The organism is Nitrosomonas sp., from assembly GCF_043753625.1.
In the GTDB taxonomy this organism is placed as follows: domain Bacteria; phylum Pseudomonadota; class Gammaproteobacteria; order Burkholderiales; family Nitrosomonadaceae; genus Nitrosomonas.
The window spans coordinates 1-22,099 of sequence record NZ_JAYUWI010000020.1 but is presented as its reverse complement, the minus strand read 5'-3'; the positions used below and the strand labels follow the sequence as shown (position 1 = coordinate 22,099).

Genomic DNA, 22,099 nt, shown 5'->3' with positions numbered 1-22,099 from the left:
AAAAACAAAAAATCGGGGCAGCGCCGTTCCGCTGCATGAATAGGGTGCCCTCTTAAATTCAATCTATTATTGTCTTGACTGCGGGGTCCACTTTAATCCGAATCGGAAAGTGTTTCATTCTTTCAAAGAGATGAAGAATCTCATCAAGAATAATCTTTAGTTTTTTGTGGCGTAGTTTAGGAATGTATTTCTAAATAACAAGGAGATCTTATTATGGCTATTATTAATGGAACAGCGAGCAGTGATGACGGCAGCACGGGCACGGGTTTTCCCTTACTTGGGACTGTCGGTAATGATGACCTGAATGCTAATTGGTCTGCTGGCAATGACACGATGTATGGCGGAGCAGGCAATGACATTTATAGGATCAACTCAATCACCGATCAAATATTCGAAGCCTTCGCCAATGGTACAGATACCGTGATCACACGCAATGCCTTCACTACGTTGAAAACTAACTTCGAAAATCTAACGTTAGATAATACTGCAGGCTTTCTCAAGGCACTTAACGGGACGGGTAACAGTGCAGCAAACGTTATCACGGGCAATAGCAACGCCAATATTCTCACTGGCTTAGGGGGTAACGATACCATTAGTGCTGGCGGCGGTAACGACACCATTGTCGGCGGGTCCGGCAAAGACACCATGACCGATGGTGGCGGAAATGATACCTATGATTTCAACGCAACCAGTGAAAGTGTAGTCGGAGCGAATCGCGATGTTTGTACCGATTTTACGCATTTAGTCGACAAAATTGACTTGTCAACGATTGATGCGAATGTTGTCACGGCGGGAAATCAAGCTTTTACTTTCATAGGCAATGTTGCTTTCACCGGAACTGCGGGTGAAGTCAGATATTTCACTTCAGGCAGTGACATCATTATCCAGGTGGAACTGGATAATGATGGTAATTTGACGGCTGATATGGAAATCCAATTAACAGGAGCAGCCACAACCGGAATCAACGCTAGCGACTTTATCCTTTAGTTCTGGTTTTCTCTCGATTTTGGCATCCCGTTGTGGTTTACAACGGGATGTTTTATTCATATCGAATCGCGAATCTCTGACCGGGGATTGGCATTTGCTTGGCATCAACATAGAAGAAATCGAAAGAATCACTGGTGAAGATCAAAAAGTCATTAAGGAATCTCTGATTAAGTTGATTACATTCATTGGTTCGACAAGCTCACCACGAACGTAATCAATATATTACCGTTCGTCCTGAGCCTGTCGAAGGACTTAATCAGAGCTTCCTTAAGAAATGGAAAAAAGGAACTAAGGAAATTCCAGAATCAGCACTCAGGCTTTTAAGGTTATATCTTAAATCTTAAGGGCGGTGCGAGTGCTTTACTGGGCGAGGAATGGAAAGGATATCGTTTCTCGGGTAATTTGTTTTATGTTCCTGAGTGGGAAAATGGTTTTCCACCACATTAAATCAGGGCGTTATTCTGGAAATGTCAACAGGTTTGGAGCTTAGAGCGGGAAATTGAGTTGTTAAAACGAGAATTGGCAAGACGTAATGAAGAATTTGATAATCTTGAGGTTATGGCTGATTTTTATAGGCGCTAGTTAGTACTTGAGAGCCGGTTTGGTATGATTTTGCAGAAATGCTTTATTTAACTTCTTTAGCTAAAAGATGAAACGCGCTCACGAAATTCACTCGAGGATGCAAGGTATGGGAGCGGAAAGTCTGTGTGGGTTTCATCAGCAATTCTTTTCAGTGTTTGAATCGCATCAATAATTAAATTACGCGCAGTTTCAAAATCTTCTTCATATACGCTGATGTTAGGAAACTCAGCTACCCTACCCACATATAAAATTTCATCGTCGATTTCTTCTTTACGAATCGTGATTGAATAAGATCCCGGATCGAATTTCATTTTAAGTACTCCTTGATTGCTTCTTCGTGCTGTTTCACAAATTTGTATAGTTTTTTGAATAGTGTATTAAAAGAGAGTAATTTCGATAAACGAAGCAGATATCTCAAAAGTAAATTATATTGGTTTTTTAGAAAACAATTAAAGGGGTCAGATTCAATGAATAATGTACGCCCATTAGCTTTATCTCGAAATGATGTTATTAATGAAGCTTTTGAAGGTGATCTTTTAGGTAGATTAAAATTAGCTAAGCAAATAACTGGATATTTAGAACGTCTTAAAGATGGTGCTGTTGTAGCTATAGATGCTCCTTGGGGAGAAGGTAAAAGTTGGTTTGGTCGTCATTGGGCAAAATATCTGCAAACTGATTACGATCATAAGGTGATTTTTATTAACGCATTTGAACAAGATTATGTAGAAGATCCGTTTTTATTGATTGCAGCAGAAATAACCAACATTATAGAAGAAGGCGAAACTAAAAAAGCATTCAAAGAAAATATTATCGAAGTTGGTAAGACTTTGGCTCCAAACTTACCCCAAATAGCGATCAACTATATCAAACGAACAGTATTTGAATGTAATAAGGATCTGTTAGAAGATGTTGAGGATATAACAAAGATTATGGCAGAGAAATTGATTGAAAAGAAACTAAAAGATTTCGCAAAAGAAAAAAATTCTTTTCAAAATTTTAAAACTAAATTAGGGCAGTTTTGTAAAAAACAGGATAGGCCAGTTGTCATCTTTATTGATGAGCTTGACCGCTGCCGACCTACTTTCGCTGTGCAAATCATAGAACGAATAAAACATTTATTTGATGTTCCCAATCTAGTTTTTGTGTTGCTATTAAACAGAACACAGCTAGAGAATGCAATTCAAGGTGTATATGGCCCCAACACAGATGCAGCAACATATCTAAGGAAATTTGTTAATCTATTTCTTAGATTGCCAAAACTTTATTCATTTGATTTTTACTCGGAAAATCATCCAACAACAAAATATATTGCAAATGTACTCAAATGCTATAAATTTGAAACAAGCGTAGCAGAAGGAATGGGAAATCATGGTGTAACTGAATTTGATTATTTTAAAGACAACTATGCCAATAATTTTAAAAAATATCTTACTTTTTGCGCTATAAAAATGGACATGTCACTACGCGATATAGAACATGCATGCGCTCTTTTTGTAATGGCTAATGTTATAAACGAGCAAACTGGCTTTATCGCTTATTTAATATCAATGAAAATCAAAGAGGTAGATTTGTATGCCAGATTGTTGCGCAATGAGTCCCAGGCTCATCAAGATGCAGCAAAACGCTTAGATAGTTGGATTGATTTAGAGAAACTAAAGGAAAAAGAATGGCCTATAATTTTTTTCAGAGTGATTCAAGAGCTCCACCTATATTATGCAAATACTACAAAGCCGAGAAATGCAGAGGAATATCAGTATTTATCTCAATATCAAAATAAAATATTTGACAGTGTCGGTTATGAAACTCTCTTTCAAAAAGTTTTCGACATGATCGATCTTCCTATAGAGTTAGAACGGTAACAACTTAGAATCAAAATGGATCTTTATCCTGCCGGAATTCCCCCGCCTGATACATCACGCTCGCTGAAAATCGCAATGATAGGCTGGAAAGAAGAATGATCGATCTGATCATCGAAGAGAGGCGTCAGGGTCACTTTCTGGCATATATCGCAATCTTATCAGTACAGAAAATTAGTTCTAATCAAATTGAAATGTATAAAATAGATCAATCGCGCTGTCTTCGCCCGCTTGTGTCACAACAGTTATTTTTGGGGTCAAATTGTAAGTCAGTTTCGTGATTCCCATGGTGGTTGTCGCCAGACTGCGTTCATAACTCAAATAAACACGGGATGAAATACGTTTTCCGACCACACCGATTTGCCCGCTCAGTGAACTGCCAATTCCCGCTTGCTTGAATGAAATTTCATCGACACCTAATGCCTTAGTAATTTTTTCGGTAATTCCGGCTCCGGATTGTCCGCCTAATATCGAACCCGCCGCTGCCAGTAACACCGAAGTATCTAATCCGCCGGGATCGGGTTTTCTACCTAAAACGATCCAGGAAAGTTTTTCGGTATCGGGAACATTCGGGGTCGATACCAATGTCACCCTCGGGTGACGCACCGAACCCATGATTTCAACGCCGGCTTCAACCGCTAAACCTTCCCGCACGGCCAAAATATTTAACCCGGGATCATCCAGCGGACCTTGGAAGCTGACGATGCCGCGCTGAACTGTAAGGTTCTGGCCATATGCTTTAAAAGTAGTATCTTTTGCCGCAATGGCGCCATTCACCTTGAACGTATTATTTTTATCATTCTGAACTTGTAATTGACCCGCTAAGCGGCCTTCCAATCCGGCTGCACGGAGATAGAATTTTTCTCCTAAATTGAGGGCTATATCCAACAGCAGCGACAGATTTTTCGGGGCAGTATTGGGAGTGTTCAGAAACACAATGTCATCCGATAATTCAGGGCGATCTTGCGGCGGTTGCAACAATAAGCCAGCATCTGCCGCTAGGCTGCCTGTCACGCTCAAACTATTTTTGTGATACCTAGCCTGACCGGAACCGGATGCGATGATCCAATAATCTGTTTTGTGTGTGAAAGGGAGCTGATTCATTTTGAAATCTAACTGGCTTTCATTTCCAATAAGCCCGATGTCTCCGGTAATTGTTAAAGAGCCCGGTGCGCTATCCAACTTGACATCTTTTAACAACCGGTCATCCGGTGTCGGTTCGTGCGGCGTGATGAAGTGGAGCTGCTCAATCTTTAAGTTTGAATCGTGGAAATTGGCAACCAAATTACCCTGCTTGAAATTTATGCCATGCTCTAGCAGCACCACACTCAATTGCGTGCCGGAAACGCGGCCATTAAAGTCCGGTTGCTTTAACGTTCCTTGAATAGTTGCCTGAACTTGAAGTTGCCCATTGGTACTCACACGATCACCTAAAAGGGAATCAATCCATTTTAGGTCCTTGATGTGGGCAATGACTTCACCGTTCAGCGGTGTTTCATCGGAAATAGTCCAACGGTTGTTCGATTGTTTTACTGGTACGGTCAAATGCGCTTTGGCAGTGCCGATAGATTGGCTGGCTAATTCAAACTGGCCGGTTATTTTCCCATTTTGGGCGACGACTTTGAGCTGGGCTATCTCTAAGCCCAAAGGCTGTGATATTTCGTTGGGTAAATACCAATCTCCTTTTTCACGTTGCATGTGCAGACTGCCGGTTAATTGCGAATTGGACACAAAATCCCAATGACCGCCTAAATGTAACGACGATTGTTTTGAGTCTTGGTATTCACCCGGCAGTAAGGCGATGCCGGAAAAATGACCCTTGGTTTTCCACTCCCCGGGTGTCCAGTGCAATTGATCGATGTTTAAGAATCCATCGGAAACAGACAATTTTGTATGGCCGAGCGACACCAACTCCGAATTTATTGCCAAAGTTGTTGGCGCTGTTAAGCGAACAGGAATTTTCCCAGCCGAGATGAATTCTGCTAATTGCCCGTTCCAGCGCAGGGATTGGGTGGGTGATTTTTTGTCTAGGCCTCCCACGGCTTTTAATTGAATTTTGGAAATATCATTTATCTGTGCTTTAGCCAGTAGCGTGTGGTCAGAAATTTTTCCGCTGGTGTTTATTTCCACTTGTTGCAGGGTTGCTTTATCGCTGACAGCATAGTTTCCAATAGCTGCTTTCAGTGAAATGGTTTCATTGTTTAAATGCCCATCAGCAACCAGCCCTGAGAGGTGTTGATTTCCCGGTAACTGGAGATGCCGGCTTTTTATCTTGAAATCAAAATCGGGTGACTTTAGGTTTCCATTCCACTGAATGTGCGTCTGTAAATCGCCCGCAAAACCAAATCCGATTTGTTCTAAAGCGGGCGCATTCACAGCAAATTGATAAGTATCGCCGGATTCACCGGTGCCGCCTTGCGCCAGAAAATGATTGGATCCGATATTTAATTCTGCCTTACCCTTAAACTGATTAAACCCGTTGAATGCAATCTGACCGGCTCCTGTTACCGGGAATTTCTCCAAGCGGCTTTTTTGAATCGTGTATTTCAACATTCCGGAAATTTGCGGGGACAATTGACCGGATAGTTGGATCACTGCATTCAGGTTAGAATCCGGCGCTTGAATAAAATCAGAAATATTAAAATTTTCTAAATTCCCTGACAGCTCAAATGATTGGTCATTGCCTAGCTGGAATATTCCTTGCCCGGTTAACTGTGACTTGCTGCGCTGAAGTTGAAATTGTTCAAGCGCAACACGCTCGGCACTTCGTGTGATTGCAGCATTGAAACGGATTGAATTATCCTTAAGATTGATGCGCGCCGATTGTGTCTGCGCATTGCCTTCCAAGCTAATTTTACCCGAAACTTGGGCTGCGCGGATACGGCTATCAATATGCTGCGGATTTAATTTGCTGACAAGCAAATTGGCTGACCCGGATGCTTCTTCTAAATGCCAGACAAAATCCCCGCTAACAATTTCTCCGGGTGTAATTTGCGCATGGATATCCTGCAACTGCAGGATTTCTGCAGTGATGCGTGCCTGCGCACTGATTGCGGAAAAGGGCAGGCCGCCGTCATTCAATGTGGCCGCTGCATGATTCTCAAGCAGAATCTTGCCTTCCAGTTGCCCGGATTCATTCCTGGTTAAATTGGCAGTAACGGAAAGGCTGGCATTAGGTGCGTCAGAAACAAAACTAGCCGGATTAAGCTTTTCTAAAACCGCATGAAGCTGTGTCACTGGATTGGCTGCAAATGGTTGCAGTTGTAGAGTCAAATCTCTTTTTGCAACCGATTGTTTGGCATTGATCTGTATATTCATTTGCTCCAGATTGCCGGTGATGACAGCCTGCGCATCGCCCCACTGATGAGCATTAGATAGATCGATCTGTGCAGACAAATCAAACGGTGAATTTCCGTTAAGTTCTGCTAGAGCGCTAAACACACCCCAGGGTGTGCGAAAATCCAGATTGTTGAGCCGATGGTAATGGCCACTGCTATCCAGCGATAGCGTAAGGTCAGAAATAATCAAATCAGAACTTTCATGGGTTGTTGAGATTAAACGTATTAAATCGACTTTAATCTGATGAATTGACAGAGCAAATGGCAGAGATAAGTTTTGGGGTAAAGTACGCTGTGGCGCAGCAGTGGGTGAAGGGAATATACGGATATCCATCGCTTCAACAGATAACCGGTCGATTTTTATCTGCTTCTGAAGCAAATCATCGGGACTCCAAGTTACGTGGATATTGTGCAGTGTTAACTGAAATTCATCATTAGCAAAATGAATGTTTTCAATTTGCAAGTTTTGCAGTGTTCCCTGAATTTCTTTAAATTGGATCGCCCCGGAACTCAATCGATTGATTAACGAAAGTGTCCCTTGCAACGCCGATTGGCTGTTCAATAACCAATACCCGGCAATTGAGACGGACACCAGCAAGGCAACGAGCAAGCTGATCAATCGTTTAGATTTCTGATTGGTCTGCTTGGGATTTTGATTGCTATCGGTTTGATTGGTCATGATCAAAGTTTAGAATGCAACCGCCATGGAGAAGTGCAAGCGTAACGTGCCGGTTTCATGCGCCCGGGCCAGATCAAGCGCGATAGGTCCTGCAGGACTGCGCCAGCGAACACCGCCACCATAGCCTATAAACGGGTGCATTTGCTGCCAGCTGTCCGCCGCGCTACCGATATCTGCAAAAGCAGCGGCACCCCATTGATGCGTTATCCAGCGCGTGTATTCGATGGTGCCCGTTGCCATGGTACGGCCGCCAACAATTGCATTGCCTTCCTGCACCCCAATACTTTTAAAGTCATAGCCGCGAACCGATTGAATGCCACCCGCACGGAAGAGATATTCCTGAGGAATTCCGAAGCGTGACGAAGCAAGCGTGTAACCAATTTCTGCCCGCAGAAAAATGACATCCTGAGAGCCAACCGGCCACCAGATTTGATGGCGCGCATAGGTGCGAACAAAATCCTGAGTTGATAGGAGTTGCTGACTGCCTCCTCCGATGCGAATCTCGGTCACATTACCACGCCGGATATTAAGCGGATCGTCGACAATCTGACGTCGCCAGCGCCAATCCAGCGTTAGTGCTTCATTAATCTGATTGATTGCACCTGCAGGCTGTTTATTTTCTCGTTGCCAATTCAATCCAAACTGCATTTGAATTTCTGGCGTCTGATAATTGCGCGTAATACCAATTTTTTGTTCATTCGTCTTCAAATTCTGAATATCAGTCATCTGCAGACTGGTGATCAATGAATAATTGATATTATTTTGATCGGGGAGTGTATCAATGCCAGCAAAAAAGGTTTGGCGTTTCTGCTCCAGACGCAGCATGCTCGTCAAATTCCAGGGGCGATCTAGGAAATTATGATTACGATAATTGATTTCACCCCGTGCCCCATTGTTCGAGCTGTATCCGCCGCCGAATGCGAAACGCTGCGATTGCGCTTCAGTCAAAACGACTTGAACAGGAATGGATTTATGTTGGGACGTGTCGGGAGAAATATTGACGGATACCGTGTTAAATTGTGGCGCCTTTTGGAGCGCAATCTGAAAAAGATGCAGTAAATCGCGTCGATACGCGTCGCCTGTTTTAAATGGTGCGAGATTCGTGATCAACGTTTGATCATAACGTTCTAATCCGGTTATTTGTATCGCGCCCAAATAAAAAACGGGCCCGGAATCAATGGTTATGGAAAGATCGGCGCGCGCATGATCAGGATCAATCGTTGCCTGGCTGGTAACAATATTCGCCGCTGCAAAATCTTCTTGTGTTAGGTCAGATAATAAAATCGCTTTTGCTTGTTCCCATTCGGAAGAACGGAAGGCTGATCCTGCTTGCAAAGGCCATGCGGCACGAAGTTGTTCAATGCGTTTCTGGTATTTAGCATCTTCTTGTATGATTTCACCGCGAAACACGATGGAAACTTCACCAATGCGGGTTAATACGGCGGGATCGACTCGGATTTCGGGTTTTGTAACTTCGCCTTGAGTCTGATACGACAATGTAATTACGGGCGAGAAATAGCCTTCTGTTGCCAGTAAGCTGAGAATTTCTTTTTGTGCGCGATACAGGAAAGTTTTTTCAGCGGTACTGTCAGCAAAGGGCTCTGCTGGGAGTTTAAAGTACTTTGCAAGAAATTCTTTAATAGTGTCCGGCGCCGACAATATCACGGTTGTTGAGTTTTTTGTGACATCGAATGATTCTTGCGCCAGAGTTATACCGGGTATGATTGCGATGAGCAGCAGGATCGTTGACCAGAATCGAATATAACAATAATCAATTTTTGATGAGGTGCTTGACATATTGACTCGATCTAAAACCGGCTACGGCCTCAGTCTAAATAGCATCCTTTTGTATTTTATGGTTAATACATTGTACCTTTATCAAAAGAAGTTTAACAAAAATTCCATGTTGAGCTGTTTGAACCTTGCAATATCACCAATTACTTTGATTCCCACTCATGACGAATGATTCTTTAACGCCGCACTGCAATACTCTGGATACTTTTGATTGTACGCAATGCACACGCTTATCGGATTTCTTGCAATCCGTAAAAACCAAGCACCCGGATTATTATGCACGACCCGTCAGCGCTTTTGGGGATAGGTATCCGAAACTGTTGATTATTGGTCTAGCACCCGGTATGCATGGCGCCAACCGGACAGGCCGGCCATTTACCGGTGATTTCGCGGGGATTTTACTGTACCAGACATTGCATAAATTTGGTTTTGCCACTCGATCCGAATCCGTTTCTGCAGATGATGGACTGCAACTGCTCGGATGCCGTATCACCAATGCGGTCAAGTGCCTGCCGCCGGAAAACAAACCTATTCCTCAGGAAATTAAGCAATGTAACCAATATCTGACAGCAGAAATCAACGAATTTGTTCAAAAAGACGGCACGGCATTACTTGCACTCGGGACAATCGCGCATCAAGCGGCGTTAATGAGTGCGCGGCTTAAATTAAAAGATTATCCGTTCGGTCATGGCGCCGTCCATCATTTGCCGCTTGAGAATGGCGTGAAACTCTATGACAGTTATCATTGCAGCCGCTACAATACACAAACCAAACGTCTCACAGCGGCAATGTTTGAACAAGTATTTGAAAAAATTGTTACTGACATGAGTCGCTAAGAATATATCACTAAAAACCAAAGGAGAAATTTTATATGCCGTATGTCAATATCCGTGTTGCCGGAACATTAACGCGTGAACAGAAAAAGCAAATTGCTGCAGAGCTGACCGATACCCTGGAACGCATCGCCAAGAAGCCGAAATCCTATACGTATATCAGTTTTGATGAGATTCCTGATGAAAATTGGGCGATTGCAGGAAAATTACTTGGTAACCAGGATTAAGCAGTTTGTCGAACACCGATTTTGATGCAAAGGATTTTTGTGTAAATTTACCGCATCAGCCGGGTGTTTATCGCATGATAAATGCCAAAGGCGAAGTGATCTATGTCGGAAAGGCGATTAATCTTAAGAAACGCGTCTCTTCCTATTTTCAGAAGACTAATCTGGGACCCAGAACCCAGTTAATGGTTTCGCAAGTGACCGGTATTGAAACAACGGTCACTCGCTCCGAAGCCGAAGCGTTGTTACTTGAAAATAATTTAATCAAGAGCCTGAAGCCGCGCTATAACATCATATTCCGGGATGATAAATCCTATCCCTATGTGATTTTGAGCGGTCACAATTTCCCCCAGTTAGGGTTTTATCGCGGCGCATTGGATAAAACGCATCAGTATTTTGGGCCGTATCCGAATGCCGGCATAGTCCGGGAAAGCATACAGCTATTACAAAAAATATTCCGCTTACGTACCTGCGAGGACAGCGTTTTTAGTAACCGGACAAGGCCTTGTTTACTGTTTCAGATCAAGCGATGCAGTGGCCCGTGTATCGGTCAGATTTCTCAGCAAGCGTATCAAAATGACGTTAAAAACGCCGAGTTGTTTTTACAAGGCAAACAAACTGAAGTGATGGAAGTCATTTCAGCCAAGATGCAGCAGGCTGCAGATCGTATGGAGTATGAGCAGGCAGCTGCATTGCGGGATCAGATTCAAGCTTTACGCCGAATCCGGGAAAAACAGTTTGTCGACAGCGGGAAAGCGCTGGATGCAGATGTCGTTGCCTGCGTACTGTTGAATGATGGCTCAGGAAAAGTATGCGTTAACTTAGCGATGATCAGGGGAGGGCGGCACCTGGGAGACAAGAGTTTTTTTCCACAAAACGCGGATGATTGTACCGAAGCAGCCGTTGTTGAAGCATTTCTGGCACAGCATTATTTGAATAGAAGCGTACCACCTCTGATTATTCTGAGCGAAAAAATTGAGCGCGAAGCAATACAGAACCTATTAACTGAGCAATGCGGGCATAAAATTACGATTAACTTGAATCCGATCGGGGAAAAACGTGTATGGCTCGATATGGCAACCGAGAATGCGCATCTGGCACTGAAACAAATGATGAGCCGGCACGCTAGTCAGGAAAAGCGTTTATTGGCATTGCAGCAGGAATTGCAGATGCCCGGCTTGAATCGGATTGAATGTTTCGATATCAGCCATACCCTCGGCGAAGCTACCGTTGCATCCTGCGTTGTGTATGATAATTTTTCTATGCGCAATAATGAGTATCGCCGGTATAACATCGATGGGATTACCCCCGGTGATGATTATGCCGCCATGCGCGAGGCGCTTACCCGGCGCTACCAGAAGATTGTTAGCGGAGAGGGACAGTTGCCCGATCTGATTTTGATCGATGGTGGAAAAGGGCAAGTCACGGCAGCACAGGAAGCTTTGCAGGAGTTGGGAATTTCTGATGCTAATCTATTGGGTGTGGCTAAAGGTGAAGAACGTAAACCCGGTTTAGAGCAATTGATTTCTCCCGCACTGGAAAAGCCGTTACAATTACCCAGCGAGCATGCGGCGTTACATCTGATTCAACAGATTCGTGATGAAGCGCATCGGTTTGCGATTCAGGGTCATCGTGGTAGACGTGGTAAAGCCAGAACCAGCTCTAGTCTGGAAAATATTAGCGGCATCGGAGCTAAACGCAGGCAACGCTTGTTAGGCCGGTTTGGCGGATTGAAAGGAGTGTTAACCGCGAGTATTGAAGAATTGCAACAAACAGAGGGAATTAGCCGGAAGCTGGCAGAAAAAATATATAAAGAAATACATTAATAATTAATTTCTGTTACCAGCCCAGATCGCTACCCATTTAATCAATCAGTATCAGCTAACGATCATGCCTTACAATCTACCTAATCTGCTCACATGGCTACGGATACTCGCTATCCCGTTATTCGTCGGTATTTTTTATTTGCCGCCCGCCTGGTTATCGCCAGACAATCAGAATTTGGTGGCCACGCTGATTTTTGCCGGTGCAGCCATCACAGACTGGCTTGATGGTTATTTGGCGCGTGTTTTAAATCAAGCCTCTGAGTTTGGGGCTTTTCTTGATCCGGTAGCTGACAAACTGATGGTTTCAGCGGCATTGATTGTGCTGGTTTATCTTGGGCGGCTAGATGCCCCGATTGCCTTAATCATCATCGGGCGCGAGATCACCGTTTCGGCGTTACGCGAGTGGATGGCACAAATCGGTCAGTCAAAAAGTGTTGCGGTATCTTTCCTGGGCAAAATCAAGACGACTTCACAAATGGTCGCTATCCCTTTGCTACTTTATCATGAGCGCATTGGTGAGAGCTTTGATTCGCAAGAAATAGGCACATGGCTTATTTATATTGCCGCCGTTTTAACCCTATGGTCTATGTTCTATTACTTAAAGGCCGCTATGCCACAGGTACTCAAGGATGACAGCAAGATTCTTTAATTACCATTCATTTATCCCAAGCGATAAACGATGAAAATTTTGATTGATGCGGATGCTTGTCCCGGCGTAATCAAAGAGATCCTGTTTAGAGCTGCTGAGAGAACCAAACGGCATTTGGTATTGGTCGCAAATCATCCGGTATATATACCGCCATCACAATTTATTCGAATGCACCAGGTGGAATCCGGGTTTGATGTGGCAGATAACGAAATTGTAAAAAGGCTGGTAAAAGGCGATTTGGTGATTACCAGTGATATTCCGCTGGTAGCCGAAGTCATAAAAAAAGAAGGTTTTGTACTGAGTCCTCGTGGTGAGCTATATACCCAGGAAAATATAGGGGCACGATTAAGCATGCGAGATTTTATGGAAGCTTTACGTTCCAGCGGCATTGATACCGGCGGTTTGTCTGCTTTAAATCAAAATGATCGCAAATCATTTGCCAATCAATTGGATAAATTATTAACACAATAAATTGTGAATATCGCTTGCTAGTAACAGTAGACTACCCTGCTGTTGACTGCAGGGTGGCGATATTGTCATGACTATTATGTATTGGTAATTATTCCATATAGCTTATCTTTTAATAACAGGCGTTTCTTTTTCTGTTCTTCCAGATATTCATCCATTGTATTTTCGACACCTTCCTCAATCCTGAGAATTTCTCGATTGACGACATGATATTCCTCAAACAGGTGTACGAAATGACTGTTATTGATCTTTAATTCATGGATTCGGTCATAATATTCTGGAAATTCATGGTGTAAATCATGTTTCTCTATCATTGGCTGGCTCCTTATCATAGTTTTCATTTAAATAATCATATTGAGCTGATTACGAAGAGCAAATACTGATCTAAATCAAAACTCAAGTGGATCTATATCCAGTACCCAACGCACTTTATGAGCAGGCAATGTATTAATTCGCGTATACCATTCGGCCATAAACGCTTGTAATTGCCTGCGTGAGGATGATTGTATCAGTAAGTGCGCGCGCTCCAAACCTTTTAAACGCAGCATTTGAGCGGGTATCGGATCAAATAATTCAACGGAACGGGGCGGATTGGCAAGATTGGCAGCTTGCTTAAGAAAATCCAGTACGATCGCAATGTTGTGGGCTTCCGCGCGCAATAAGGCTTGATAGACAAAAGGCGGAAATCCGGCTGTTTTTCTTTCCGCCAGTAAGGTTTTTGCCAGTGCATCATAATCGTGTTTTTGCAAGGCATGGTACAGGGGATGATCAGGAAATTCGGTTTGAATGAGCACGTGTCCGGCGACATTCGCGCGTCCTGCGCGGCCAGCGACCTGCATCAATTGCGCAAACAAGCGTTCACTGGCACGAAAGTCGGTACTGTACAGAGAAGTATCGGCGTTCAGGATACCTACCAATGACAGATTCGGGAAATCATGCCCTTTGGCAAGCAGTTGTGTGCCGACCAGAATATCCACTTCTTGTGCATGGATCGCATGCAGAATGTCTTGCCAAGCATTTTTACGGCGTATGCTGTCCCGGTCGATGCGTAAAATCCGTGCGGTTGGGAAATGCGCTGTCAAAGTTTCTTCCACGCGCTGCGTGCCTTGTCCGAAAGGCGCAATATCCTGATTGCCACAGTGCGGACAAGCGCGTGGAAAGTTTTCCCGGTGGCCACAATGGTGACAGCATAGTTTTTTATCGCGTAAATGAACGACCAGACGGCTGGAACATCGCTGGCAGATAGCTGTCCAGGCACAGGCTTTGCACAAAAGTACCGGTGCATAGCCGCGCCGGTTGATAAAAACGAGGCTCTGGTGTTTTTCTGCCAGACACTTGTCCAATGCTTTGATGAGCGGTTCGGATAAGCCTTCCTGAGCTTTGTTGGTGCGAGTGTCAATGCATTGAATCAGGGGAAGTGCGGCGTTTTTGATGGCGCGGGATAGCAGGCGAACGCTGTGGTAGCGGCCATTGAGCGCATTGTAATAACTTTCCAATGAAGGAGTCGCCGATCCTAACACTACCGGAATATTATTTTCTCTGGCACGAAAAATCGCCAGATCGCGTGCGGAATAACGCAATCCATCTTGTTGTTTGAAGGAGCTGTCTTGTTCCTCATCAACGATGACCAATCCCAGATCGGGTAATGGGGTGAAAACAGCAAGGCGCGTGCCCAGTATGATTTTAGCTTCGCCGCGTTGCGCTTGTAACCAACCAGTTAGCCGTTCCGTATCGTTGAGTCCGCTATGCAAACTGACCAAATGGATAGTGGGGAAACGTGCGCGGAAGACGGCTTCCAGTTGTGGCGTTAAGCTGATTTCTGGAATGAGTATCAGTGCCTGCATGCCTTGAGCAAGCACGTGTGCAATGATTCTGAGATAAACCTCGGTCTTGCCGCTGCCGGTAACGCCATGCAGCAGCCAGGTATTGAATTGCTGGATATCAGTTGTGATGGCGCTAACAGCAACTTCCTGCTCGGTAGTCAACGGTGGGATTGCTGCAGCCTTTGTCGCCACAGTTGCAGGAATGGGCATTGCCGACACCCATTCCAGTTGTATCCATTCCTGTAACAACTTGCCCGCGCGCGGCGAGATTTGTTTTGCTTGAGGACTGGTTAGTGCTGTCGTGTGATGGAGTTCGGTGAGTAAGCGGCGAGCTATACGCTGACGTGCTGGAATGCTGGATAAATCAATTTGTTTCCCAGCTTCGGTAAGGCTGAATTGAACATTGTTCGAGGATTGTTTCAGTTTTACCGGTTTGTTGCCACGCAGCTTGACAGGCAAGCCGTTCATGACAACCAAGCCAAGCGGGTGATGATAATACTGGCTGCAAAAATGAAATAAGTCTAGCAATGCAGCCGGTAAGGGTTTGATTTCCCTGAAAATGCAATGCGCTGATTTAAGTTTATCAGCAGGTATTTGCGTTTCAGAACCGACTGCAATGATGACGCCGGTTATCCGTTTTTTTCCGAAAGGTACGCAGGCACGCAAGCCGATATGGTGTTGGGTTGCGTCATTTGATTGATAATCAAACAAGGTGTCGACTGGAACGTTAAGTGCGACACGAATGATAGGCATAAGCGATGTTAAGGCGGGTTGGTCCAGAGCGATTAAAGCGTATTGTTACCTTAAAAACAAATCACTCACCGGCAATGCGTACAACTCCGGTGAGTTTTCTTAGGTTATTAGTAACCGTGTTATCTGGAAACCCGATAAACCGTTACCGATTCTTCACCTGGCTTGTCGAGTTTGGCGGTATTTCCATCGGAATTAATCGAAAAACTGATTGCTGTATTGTTGTCCAGATCAGAGAAGCCGGCGCATCCATTGGTGTTATACGTGAAACTGGATAAGTTTAGCTTGCTGGCGCCTTTGTTATACGCGTAGGAAGCAAATTCGATACCGGGTTTCCCGCATTTTGCTTGATCTGCCCGTTGTGTAGCGCCAGTCGGGTCAATCATCAGGAATTTACCGTTTGGAAAGAAAACCAGGGTTTGTGTTTGGATGACATGCTCGTCATAGGCCCAAGCGCCAATAATATCGGACGTATCGTTATCAATTTTTGCGTAGCGTGTTTCTTTAACTTCTTTTTCTACCACTTCATTTTCATCGCTTATCTGAATTGGTTTGGCGATATGGAACAGTTCGCCAAACACACTGCTTTCTGCGCGTGCTCTTTGCACAATGACGATGTCGGAATTGATCAACTCAAAGCCATCGGTACGAACCCGGCGCGTTGGCCCAGGATTGGAAAATCCAGCCTTCAGGTTGGTGTCAACGGATGGTTTTCCAGTCAGTTTGAATCCTCGGGTATCAAATTCTTCTGCAACAGCAACGCCATATTCGACACCGGATTGGAAAATGGTACGGCCACCACAAACACGGTTTTCATCACAGGAATCATCCGGTCTGGCATCGCCCTGTAAATATTCTCCGCTGCTGTCGGCAGCAATCCGCAGCACGCTGGCCGTTGTATTGTCATAGCTAACCCAGATTTGGGCGCTGAGGAGAGCGGTACCTTGTGAAAGGAAATGCGTTCGGGCTTCTTCGGCTGTTCTGACATTACCTTCAATGCCGCTGGCTTCCATAATGCTCTTTAAATTGGCCGAATCGGCAAATGTTTCCGGATCGCTTTCCAGGTTAATCGATGACTTGACAGCAGTAGCTGTTTCGCTCGAAATGGCAATGCCGTTTGAAAGATCGCTATCGGAATCTAGAGATTGCAACAGAATTAGCAGATTCTGTAATTTATTATCACTGCCGTTGGCCAATTCGATCGGCGTCACTATTTGTGAACCCGGAATATTACCCAATGTCAAACCACCCAGTTTAAATTCGATTTTGTCACCATGATTAAAATTAAAAATGCCTTTATCATTGGTTAAGCCCGATTTGCCGGAAGATGCGGAATAGGATACGCCGGAAACAGCGGAGTCAACCAAAATACCAGTTGCCGCGCCGGTAGGCATGGTTCTATTAGCTGTCGTCGCTGAAGATGAGGATGACGACGTGGCTGATTTTTCATCGCCGCTGCCACAGGCTGTTAGACCAGCCATAAATAGGGTGGATAATACGGGTATCCAGGAATTCTTTCCTAACGGGTGTGTGAATTTCATTAAAGAGGCTCTCTTTTTGATTAATTAAATAATTCAATATTGTACAATTCGCAATTTTGTACGCATAACGTGCAAATGGATACTAATATTTTACTACCAAAAGATTGCTATTATAGCGAAGCATTCAATTTTTCTTTCCTGACTTACTTAAATGGGTTTTAAATTTTTGTCTTTTCGTGTATTTTCGCCGCTAAATTTTTATTCGGGAGATATAAGGTATTTATATGTCTAACATGGCTGAGATCTCACAACTGACAGAGATGTCAGTACAGCTCCCCATCAATTGGTACGTGGATCCAAAAATTCTGGAGATTGAAAAACGTATCCTTTTTGATCAGGGTCCTGGCTACGTGGGGCATGAAGTGATGGTACCCAATGTTGGGGATTATTATGTGCCAGAATGGATGAACAATGCCAAGGTACTGGTACGTAATGGACATGGTATTGAATTACTTTCTAACGTTTGTCGTCACCGGCAAGCCCTTTTGTTGAAAGGTAGAAGCAGTACTAAGAGTATTGTGTGTCCCATTCATCGCTGGACTTATGCGCTGGATGGCAAACTGCTCGGCGCGCCGCATTTTAAACAGAATCCTTGCCTCAATCTGGATAAGACACCACTGCAAAATTGGAATGGCTTGTTATTTAATGGCAAACGCAATGTCTCGCAGGATATGGCTAAATTGAGTGTGCTGAAGGATTTTGATTTTTCCGGTTATCTGCTGGATCGTATCCAAATTGATGAATATCAATGTAACTGGAAAACATTTATTGAAGTATATCTGGAAGATTATCACGTCGATCCATTTCATCCGGGTTTGAGTCATTTTGTGAATATTGAGCAACTCGATTGGGAGTTTGGTGATTGGTATAGTATGCAAACGATAGCAATCGATAATGCACGCTTTCAGCGCCCAGGCAGTCCGGTTTATGCCAAATGGCACGAGCAGGTGCTGCAGCAAACGGAAGGAAAAACACCGCCGTATGGTGCCATATGGCTGCTGTATTATCCCAATATCATGCTGGAATGGTACCCCCATACCTTGGTAATCAGCACAATACTTCCTACCGGAGCTGAAAGTTGCACGAACGTGGTGGAATTTTATTACCCGGAAGAAATCGCATTATTTGAGCGTGATTTTGTTGAAGCGGAACAGGCTGCGTATAAAGAAACTGCGCTTGAAGATGATGAGATCTGTAAATTGATGACTGCCGGACGGCGGGTGTTATACGATCAGAACCGCAATGAAACGGGACCGTACCAAATCCCGATGGAGTCGGGGATGGAGCATTTTCATCAATTCTTGCAACGAGAAATCGGACCGCATGTTTGATCATCGGTTAATCGCAATTTCTGTATTCTAGGAAAGGACGAGTGCGCTCGCTGTGGATGCTGGTGGCCGCATTTATGTTTGCCTGCATGGGCGTGTTAGTCAAACTGGGGGCTGCCTATTTTTCCAGCACTGAACTGGTGTTTTACCGCTCGTTGTTTGGTGTCTGGATGACTTATCTGATACTCCGTTACTACCGCCTCCCGGTGCGTACCCCGCATTGGCGGATTCACTGTTGGCGGGGGATCTCCGGTCTGATCAGTCTGTTGATGTTCTTTTATTGCCTGACGCAATTGCCGTTGGCAACGGCAATTTCATTGAATTACACCTGGCCGCTTTTCGTAGCGTTATTTTCCACGCTTATTCTGAAAGAACATATTCATTGGCCATTAATCTGCACTATTTTACTTGGCTTTGCAGGGGTTATTTTACTGATGCAACCCACGTTACCAGAAGAACACTGGGTTGCCAGTCTGATGGGTATGGCTTCCGGTTTTTTTGCAGCGATTGCGTACATTAATGTTAAACAACTGGGCAATTTGGGTGAAACGGAATGGCTCGTGGTGTTTTATTTTACATTGATCAGTACACTGATCACCGGAGTAGGGCTGATGTTCACGACGCTTAATCCGATCACCTGGCCTGGATTGTTGTTGCTGCTTGGAATCGGTGTGACAGCGACATTGGCGCAGCTCGCCATGACCCGTGCGTATCATAGAGGTGTAACGCTGCTCGTTACTTCGCTGGGTTATAGTACCGTATTGTTTGCCGGTCTTTGGGGGGTCTTGCTGTGGAACGAGCTGTTGTCACCCATTGCATGGCTGGGTATGGGGTTGATTATTCTCGGCGGATCACTCAGTGGCTTTTTGAGTGTTAAGCTGGTTCCTGCTGTTGCACAAAAGTGACTACGCGACGGATTGCCCGGAAGCAAAATTTGCACCATCCCGTTTAATTGCCTATCATGAGCTTGTTATCATTTGAGGTGAAGTCATGATTACTATTCAGAAGAAAGGCAATCTTGTTATGGTTGCAGTCATTGGTGAATTTACGTTAACGGACTATAACGAATTTGAACAGCAGGTGCTTTACCAATCGCACTTTGAAGGTGAAGCAAACCTTTTATTTGATTGGCGCGACATGTTGGATTACACCGTTGATGTAGCCTGGGAAGAAATCAAATTCATGCGTGATCACGGCAGTGAGTTTAACAGGGTGGCTATAGTTACTGATGACGAGTGGCAAGCGTGGGGTGCTTGGGTTTCTAATCTGTTTACCAATGCGAACGTATTGGTGTTTCATAGCTATGAAGAAGCCGAGGAATGGGCATCTGATAGCGTGAATAGCTGACGCGCTGAGTATTGCTGCGTGTGCGGTATCGAGGCATTACGCCCTAGCTACAGCACATTCGGGTTCGATAATTCAGTTTTTCAAGTGTTAACCGGTAAGAAGAAATCGAATGGATGAATTTGTTTTTGCCAGAGTGTTGCATGTTTTGGGTGTGATACTGTGGGTTGGCGGTGTTGCTATGGTGACCACCGTATTGCTGCCTACTCTGGTGCGCATGCAATCACCTGCGGAAGCGATGGAAATTTTTGTTCGATTCAGGCAGCGATTTGCCGCACAAGTGCGCTATACCACATTAATCGTTGGTCTGAGCGGTTTTTACATGGTGTATGTACTGGATGTCTGGCAGCGTTTTACGCAATGGCAATACTGGTGGATGCACACGATGGTCCTGATCTGGCTGTTGTTTAGTGTGATGTTATTTGTCATGGAACCGCGCGGCCGACGTCAGCAAGCAACTGATCCTGTGCAGACAAATGTTTCGGCAGAAACATTTGTTAAAATTCAGCGTAAGCATTTGTTTTTATTAATTCTGAGCTTGATCACCATTGCCGGTGCCGTGGCAGGAAGCCATGGCTGGTTGATTGCCGGGAGCTGAGCATGAGTTACGCAGTGCTAAAACTGATTCATGTCGGTAGCGTTATCGTAAGTTATGCGTTGTTCTCCTTGCGTGGTGTCTGGCTGATGCAAGACTCGCAGAATCTGCGCCAACGTTGGGTAAAAATCCTGCCGCATATCGTAGATACCATTCTACTGACCAGCGCCATTATATTGGCAATGACCATTCAGCAAAATCCGCTCGATAATTCCTGGTTAACCGCAAAAGTTGCCGGTTTGATACTCTATATCGGTCTTGGCATGATAGCGATCCGCTTCGGTAAAACCCGGAGAACAAAAATTATGGCTTGGATTGCAGCACAGTGTGTGTTTATCTATATCATACTGGTTGCCCTGACCAAAAACCCAGTACTAGGCCTCTGGTCATAAACCTGACAAGATGGTTTTATCATGAAGAATGCCCTAAAACTGATGGATTTCTCTCATTTGCGTCTTGAAAAATCCGGGTACGGTCAAGCGCAGGCGATAGCTGATTTGGTTAATCTGGCCTACCGCGGAGAAGTCGGCTGGACCAAGGAAACACATATCATTCAGGGCGATAGAACTAATCGGCAGGAAGTGGAAACGGCCATGTTATATCCTGGCGCACAATTTTTTGTCATCAATCAACCGCAAAACCTGGCTTCGTGCATCTACATCGTCAAAGAGAACGACTATGCGTATATCGGTTTTTTCTCAGTTCACCCCAATCTGCAAGGAAAAGGACTCGGCAAGTATGTGCTCGAGCAGGCGGAAACCTTTGCTTCAAGCACTCTGGGCGTACACAAGTTTGTTATGTTCGTGATATCGCAACGTCCGGAATTAATCGCGTTTTATCAACGTAGAGGCTATTCGCGCACCAGCAGAGTTGAAACTTACCCATTGCATTTGAGTATTGGTGTGCCAAAAATCTCTGGATTAACCATCGAATATCTAGAGAAGGTCATTTATCCATTGTTGTTGAATCAATGCGCTATGTGCGGATTACTGCAGCATTCTCCACATTCTTCTTGGCTATGCAGTAATTAGTCCATCCTGCAAAATGCTTGAAAACCGAATAAATATTCGAATGCATGCGAATTAGCAACCGCTGAAATCCCTGGGAAATTATAATATGGGCATCAAAACCTGATGGAATTAGGGGAAACTTAAATGCCGACCGATGATTTTTTCCATGCTCGTCTCGACCAGATGATTGATCTGCAACATCCCTTAGTGATATTGTAAAATCGACTGCCGTGGCCCGATATTGAAGCAGCACTTGCACCAGCTTTCGAGCGCAAGAATCATCAAGGCCAAGTGGTAGAGTTCAGCGATATTTTCGGTACAGCGTTTGGGTGGAAAATGTTTCTGCACAAGCCCATCGTCTTTATCACCTGGATAGTGCAAAACTGACGCGCTCGAACTTGTCTCGCATTAACGAAGATAAACCCTATGCTATGTATGAAGCGCTGGCTGGGAAATTGCTGAATCGTTGCCA

The 22,099-nt window shown here is 44.5% G+C and carries 19 protein-coding genes; 13 read left to right on the top strand and 6 right to left on the bottom strand.

Features of this window, described 5'->3' with window-relative positions; translation table 11 throughout:
• Nucleotides 1–213 precede the first annotated feature (213 nt).
• Nucleotides 214–987 carry a calcium-binding protein gene (locus ACH10T_RS01820; protein WP_394807634.1) on the top strand — a complete coding sequence of 258 codons (774 nt, stop codon included), beginning with the start codon at nt 214–216 and terminating at the stop codon, nt 985–987.
• A gap of 638 nt (nt 988–1,625) precedes the next feature.
• Here ACH10T_RS01820 and ACH10T_RS01815 read toward each other — a convergent pair.
• Nucleotides 1,626–1,880, bottom strand: coding sequence for a hypothetical protein (locus tag ACH10T_RS01815; protein ID WP_394807633.1), 255 nt, complete (start codon nt 1,878–1,880; stop codon nt 1,626–1,628).
• 156 nt (nt 1,881–2,036) lie between these two features.
• On the opposite strand from ACH10T_RS01815, the gene ACH10T_RS01810 reads away from it, so the two are divergent.
• Nucleotides 2,037–3,428, top strand: coding sequence for a P-loop NTPase fold protein (locus ACH10T_RS01810; protein WP_394807632.1), 1,392 nt, complete (start codon nt 2,037–2,039; stop codon nt 3,426–3,428).
• Between the two features lie 177 nt (nt 3,429–3,605).
• On the opposite strand, the gene ACH10T_RS01805 is transcribed toward ACH10T_RS01810, so the two are convergent.
• Nucleotides 3,606–7,442: a translocation/assembly module TamB domain-containing protein gene (locus ACH10T_RS01805; protein ID WP_394807631.1), complete on the bottom strand. Its 3,837-nt coding sequence runs from the start codon at nt 7,440–7,442 to the stop codon at nt 3,606–3,608.
• Between the two features lie 9 nt (nt 7,443–7,451).
• Nucleotides 7,452–9,239: an autotransporter assembly complex family protein gene (locus tag ACH10T_RS01800; RefSeq protein ID WP_394807630.1), complete on the bottom strand. Its 1,788-nt coding sequence runs from the start codon at nt 9,237–9,239 to the stop codon at nt 7,452–7,454.
• A gap of 158 nt (nt 9,240–9,397) precedes the next feature.
• Between ACH10T_RS01800 and ACH10T_RS01795 the strand changes: the two genes are divergently transcribed.
• The 5 genes from ACH10T_RS01795 (at nt 9,398) to ACH10T_RS01775 (ending at nt 13,239) form a co-directional block, all read left to right on the top strand.
• Entirely contained in the window at nt 9,398–10,072 is a 675-nt protein-coding gene (locus tag ACH10T_RS01795) for a uracil-DNA glycosylase (protein WP_394807629.1), read from the top strand.
• 35 nt (nt 10,073–10,107) lie between these two features.
• Entirely contained in the window at nt 10,108–10,296 is a 189-nt protein-coding gene (locus ACH10T_RS01790) for a 4-oxalocrotonate tautomerase family protein (protein ID WP_394807628.1), read from the top strand.
• Nucleotides 10,297–10,301: 5 nt separating this feature from the next.
• A complete protein-coding gene (gene uvrC, locus ACH10T_RS01785) occupies nt 10,302–12,119 on the top strand; it encodes an excinuclease ABC subunit UvrC (protein WP_394807627.1) in 1,818 nt (605 codons plus the stop codon).
• Between the two features lie 64 nt (nt 12,120–12,183).
• Nucleotides 12,184–12,768, top strand: coding sequence for a CDP-diacylglycerol--glycerol-3-phosphate 3-phosphatidyltransferase (pgsA, locus tag ACH10T_RS01780; protein WP_394807626.1), 585 nt, complete (start codon nt 12,184–12,186; stop codon nt 12,766–12,768).
• 30 nt (nt 12,769–12,798) lie between these two features.
• Nucleotides 12,799–13,239 (top strand): YaiI/YqxD family protein, encoded by a 441-nt coding sequence (locus tag ACH10T_RS01775; protein ID WP_394807625.1) that lies wholly within the window; start codon nt 12,799–12,801, stop codon nt 13,237–13,239.
• 74 nt (nt 13,240–13,313) lie between these two features.
• Here the strand turns inward: ACH10T_RS01775 and ACH10T_RS01770 are convergent, their stop codons facing one another.
• From ACH10T_RS01770 to ACH10T_RS01760, 3 genes are all read right to left on the bottom strand, one after another.
• Nucleotides 13,314–13,550, bottom strand: coding sequence for a YdcH family protein (locus tag ACH10T_RS01770; RefSeq protein WP_394807624.1), 237 nt, complete (start codon nt 13,548–13,550; stop codon nt 13,314–13,316).
• Between the two features lie 75 nt (nt 13,551–13,625).
• On the bottom strand, nt 13,626–15,812 hold the full coding sequence (locus ACH10T_RS01765) for a primosomal protein N' (protein ID WP_394807623.1): 2,187 nt from the start codon (nt 15,810–15,812) through the stop codon (nt 13,626–13,628).
• Nucleotides 15,813–15,931: 119 nt separating this feature from the next.
• The gene (locus ACH10T_RS01760) at nt 15,932–17,350 is read right to left on the bottom strand and encodes an adhesin (RefSeq protein ID WP_394807622.1); all 1,419 of its coding nucleotides are present in this window, start codon (nt 17,348–17,350) and stop codon (nt 15,932–15,934) included.
• A gap of 224 nt (nt 17,351–17,574) precedes the next feature.
• Between ACH10T_RS01760 and ACH10T_RS01755 the strand changes: the two genes are divergently transcribed.
• The 6 genes from ACH10T_RS01755 (at nt 17,575) to ACH10T_RS01730 (ending at nt 21,648) form a co-directional block, all read left to right on the top strand.
• Entirely contained in the window at nt 17,575–18,681 is a 1,107-nt protein-coding gene (locus tag ACH10T_RS01755; RefSeq protein WP_394807621.1) for an aromatic ring-hydroxylating dioxygenase subunit alpha, read from the top strand.
• A gap of 56 nt (nt 18,682–18,737) precedes the next feature.
• On the top strand, nt 18,738–19,583 hold the full coding sequence (locus ACH10T_RS01750; protein WP_394807635.1) for a DMT family transporter: 846 nt from the start codon (nt 18,738–18,740) through the stop codon (nt 19,581–19,583).
• A gap of 85 nt (nt 19,584–19,668) precedes the next feature.
• Nucleotides 19,669–20,025 (top strand): STAS/SEC14 domain-containing protein, encoded by a 357-nt coding sequence (locus tag ACH10T_RS01745; protein ID WP_394807620.1) that lies wholly within the window; start codon nt 19,669–19,671, stop codon nt 20,023–20,025.
• Nucleotides 20,026–20,134: 109 nt separating this feature from the next.
• Nucleotides 20,135–20,620, top strand: a complete 486-nt coding sequence (locus ACH10T_RS01740; RefSeq protein ID WP_394807619.1) for a hypothetical protein — start codon at nt 20,135–20,137, stop codon at nt 20,618–20,620.
• A 2-nt stretch (nt 20,621–20,622) separates the two neighbouring features.
• The gene (locus tag ACH10T_RS01735; RefSeq protein WP_394807618.1) at nt 20,623–21,009 is read left to right on the top strand and encodes a SirB2 family protein; all 387 of its coding nucleotides are present in this window, start codon (nt 20,623–20,625) and stop codon (nt 21,007–21,009) included.
• A 21-nt stretch (nt 21,010–21,030) separates the two neighbouring features.
• Nucleotides 21,031–21,648 (top strand): GNAT family N-acetyltransferase, encoded by a 618-nt coding sequence (locus tag ACH10T_RS01730; protein WP_394807617.1) that lies wholly within the window; start codon nt 21,031–21,033, stop codon nt 21,646–21,648.
• The last annotated feature ends 451 nt before the right edge of the window (nt 21,649–22,099 follow it).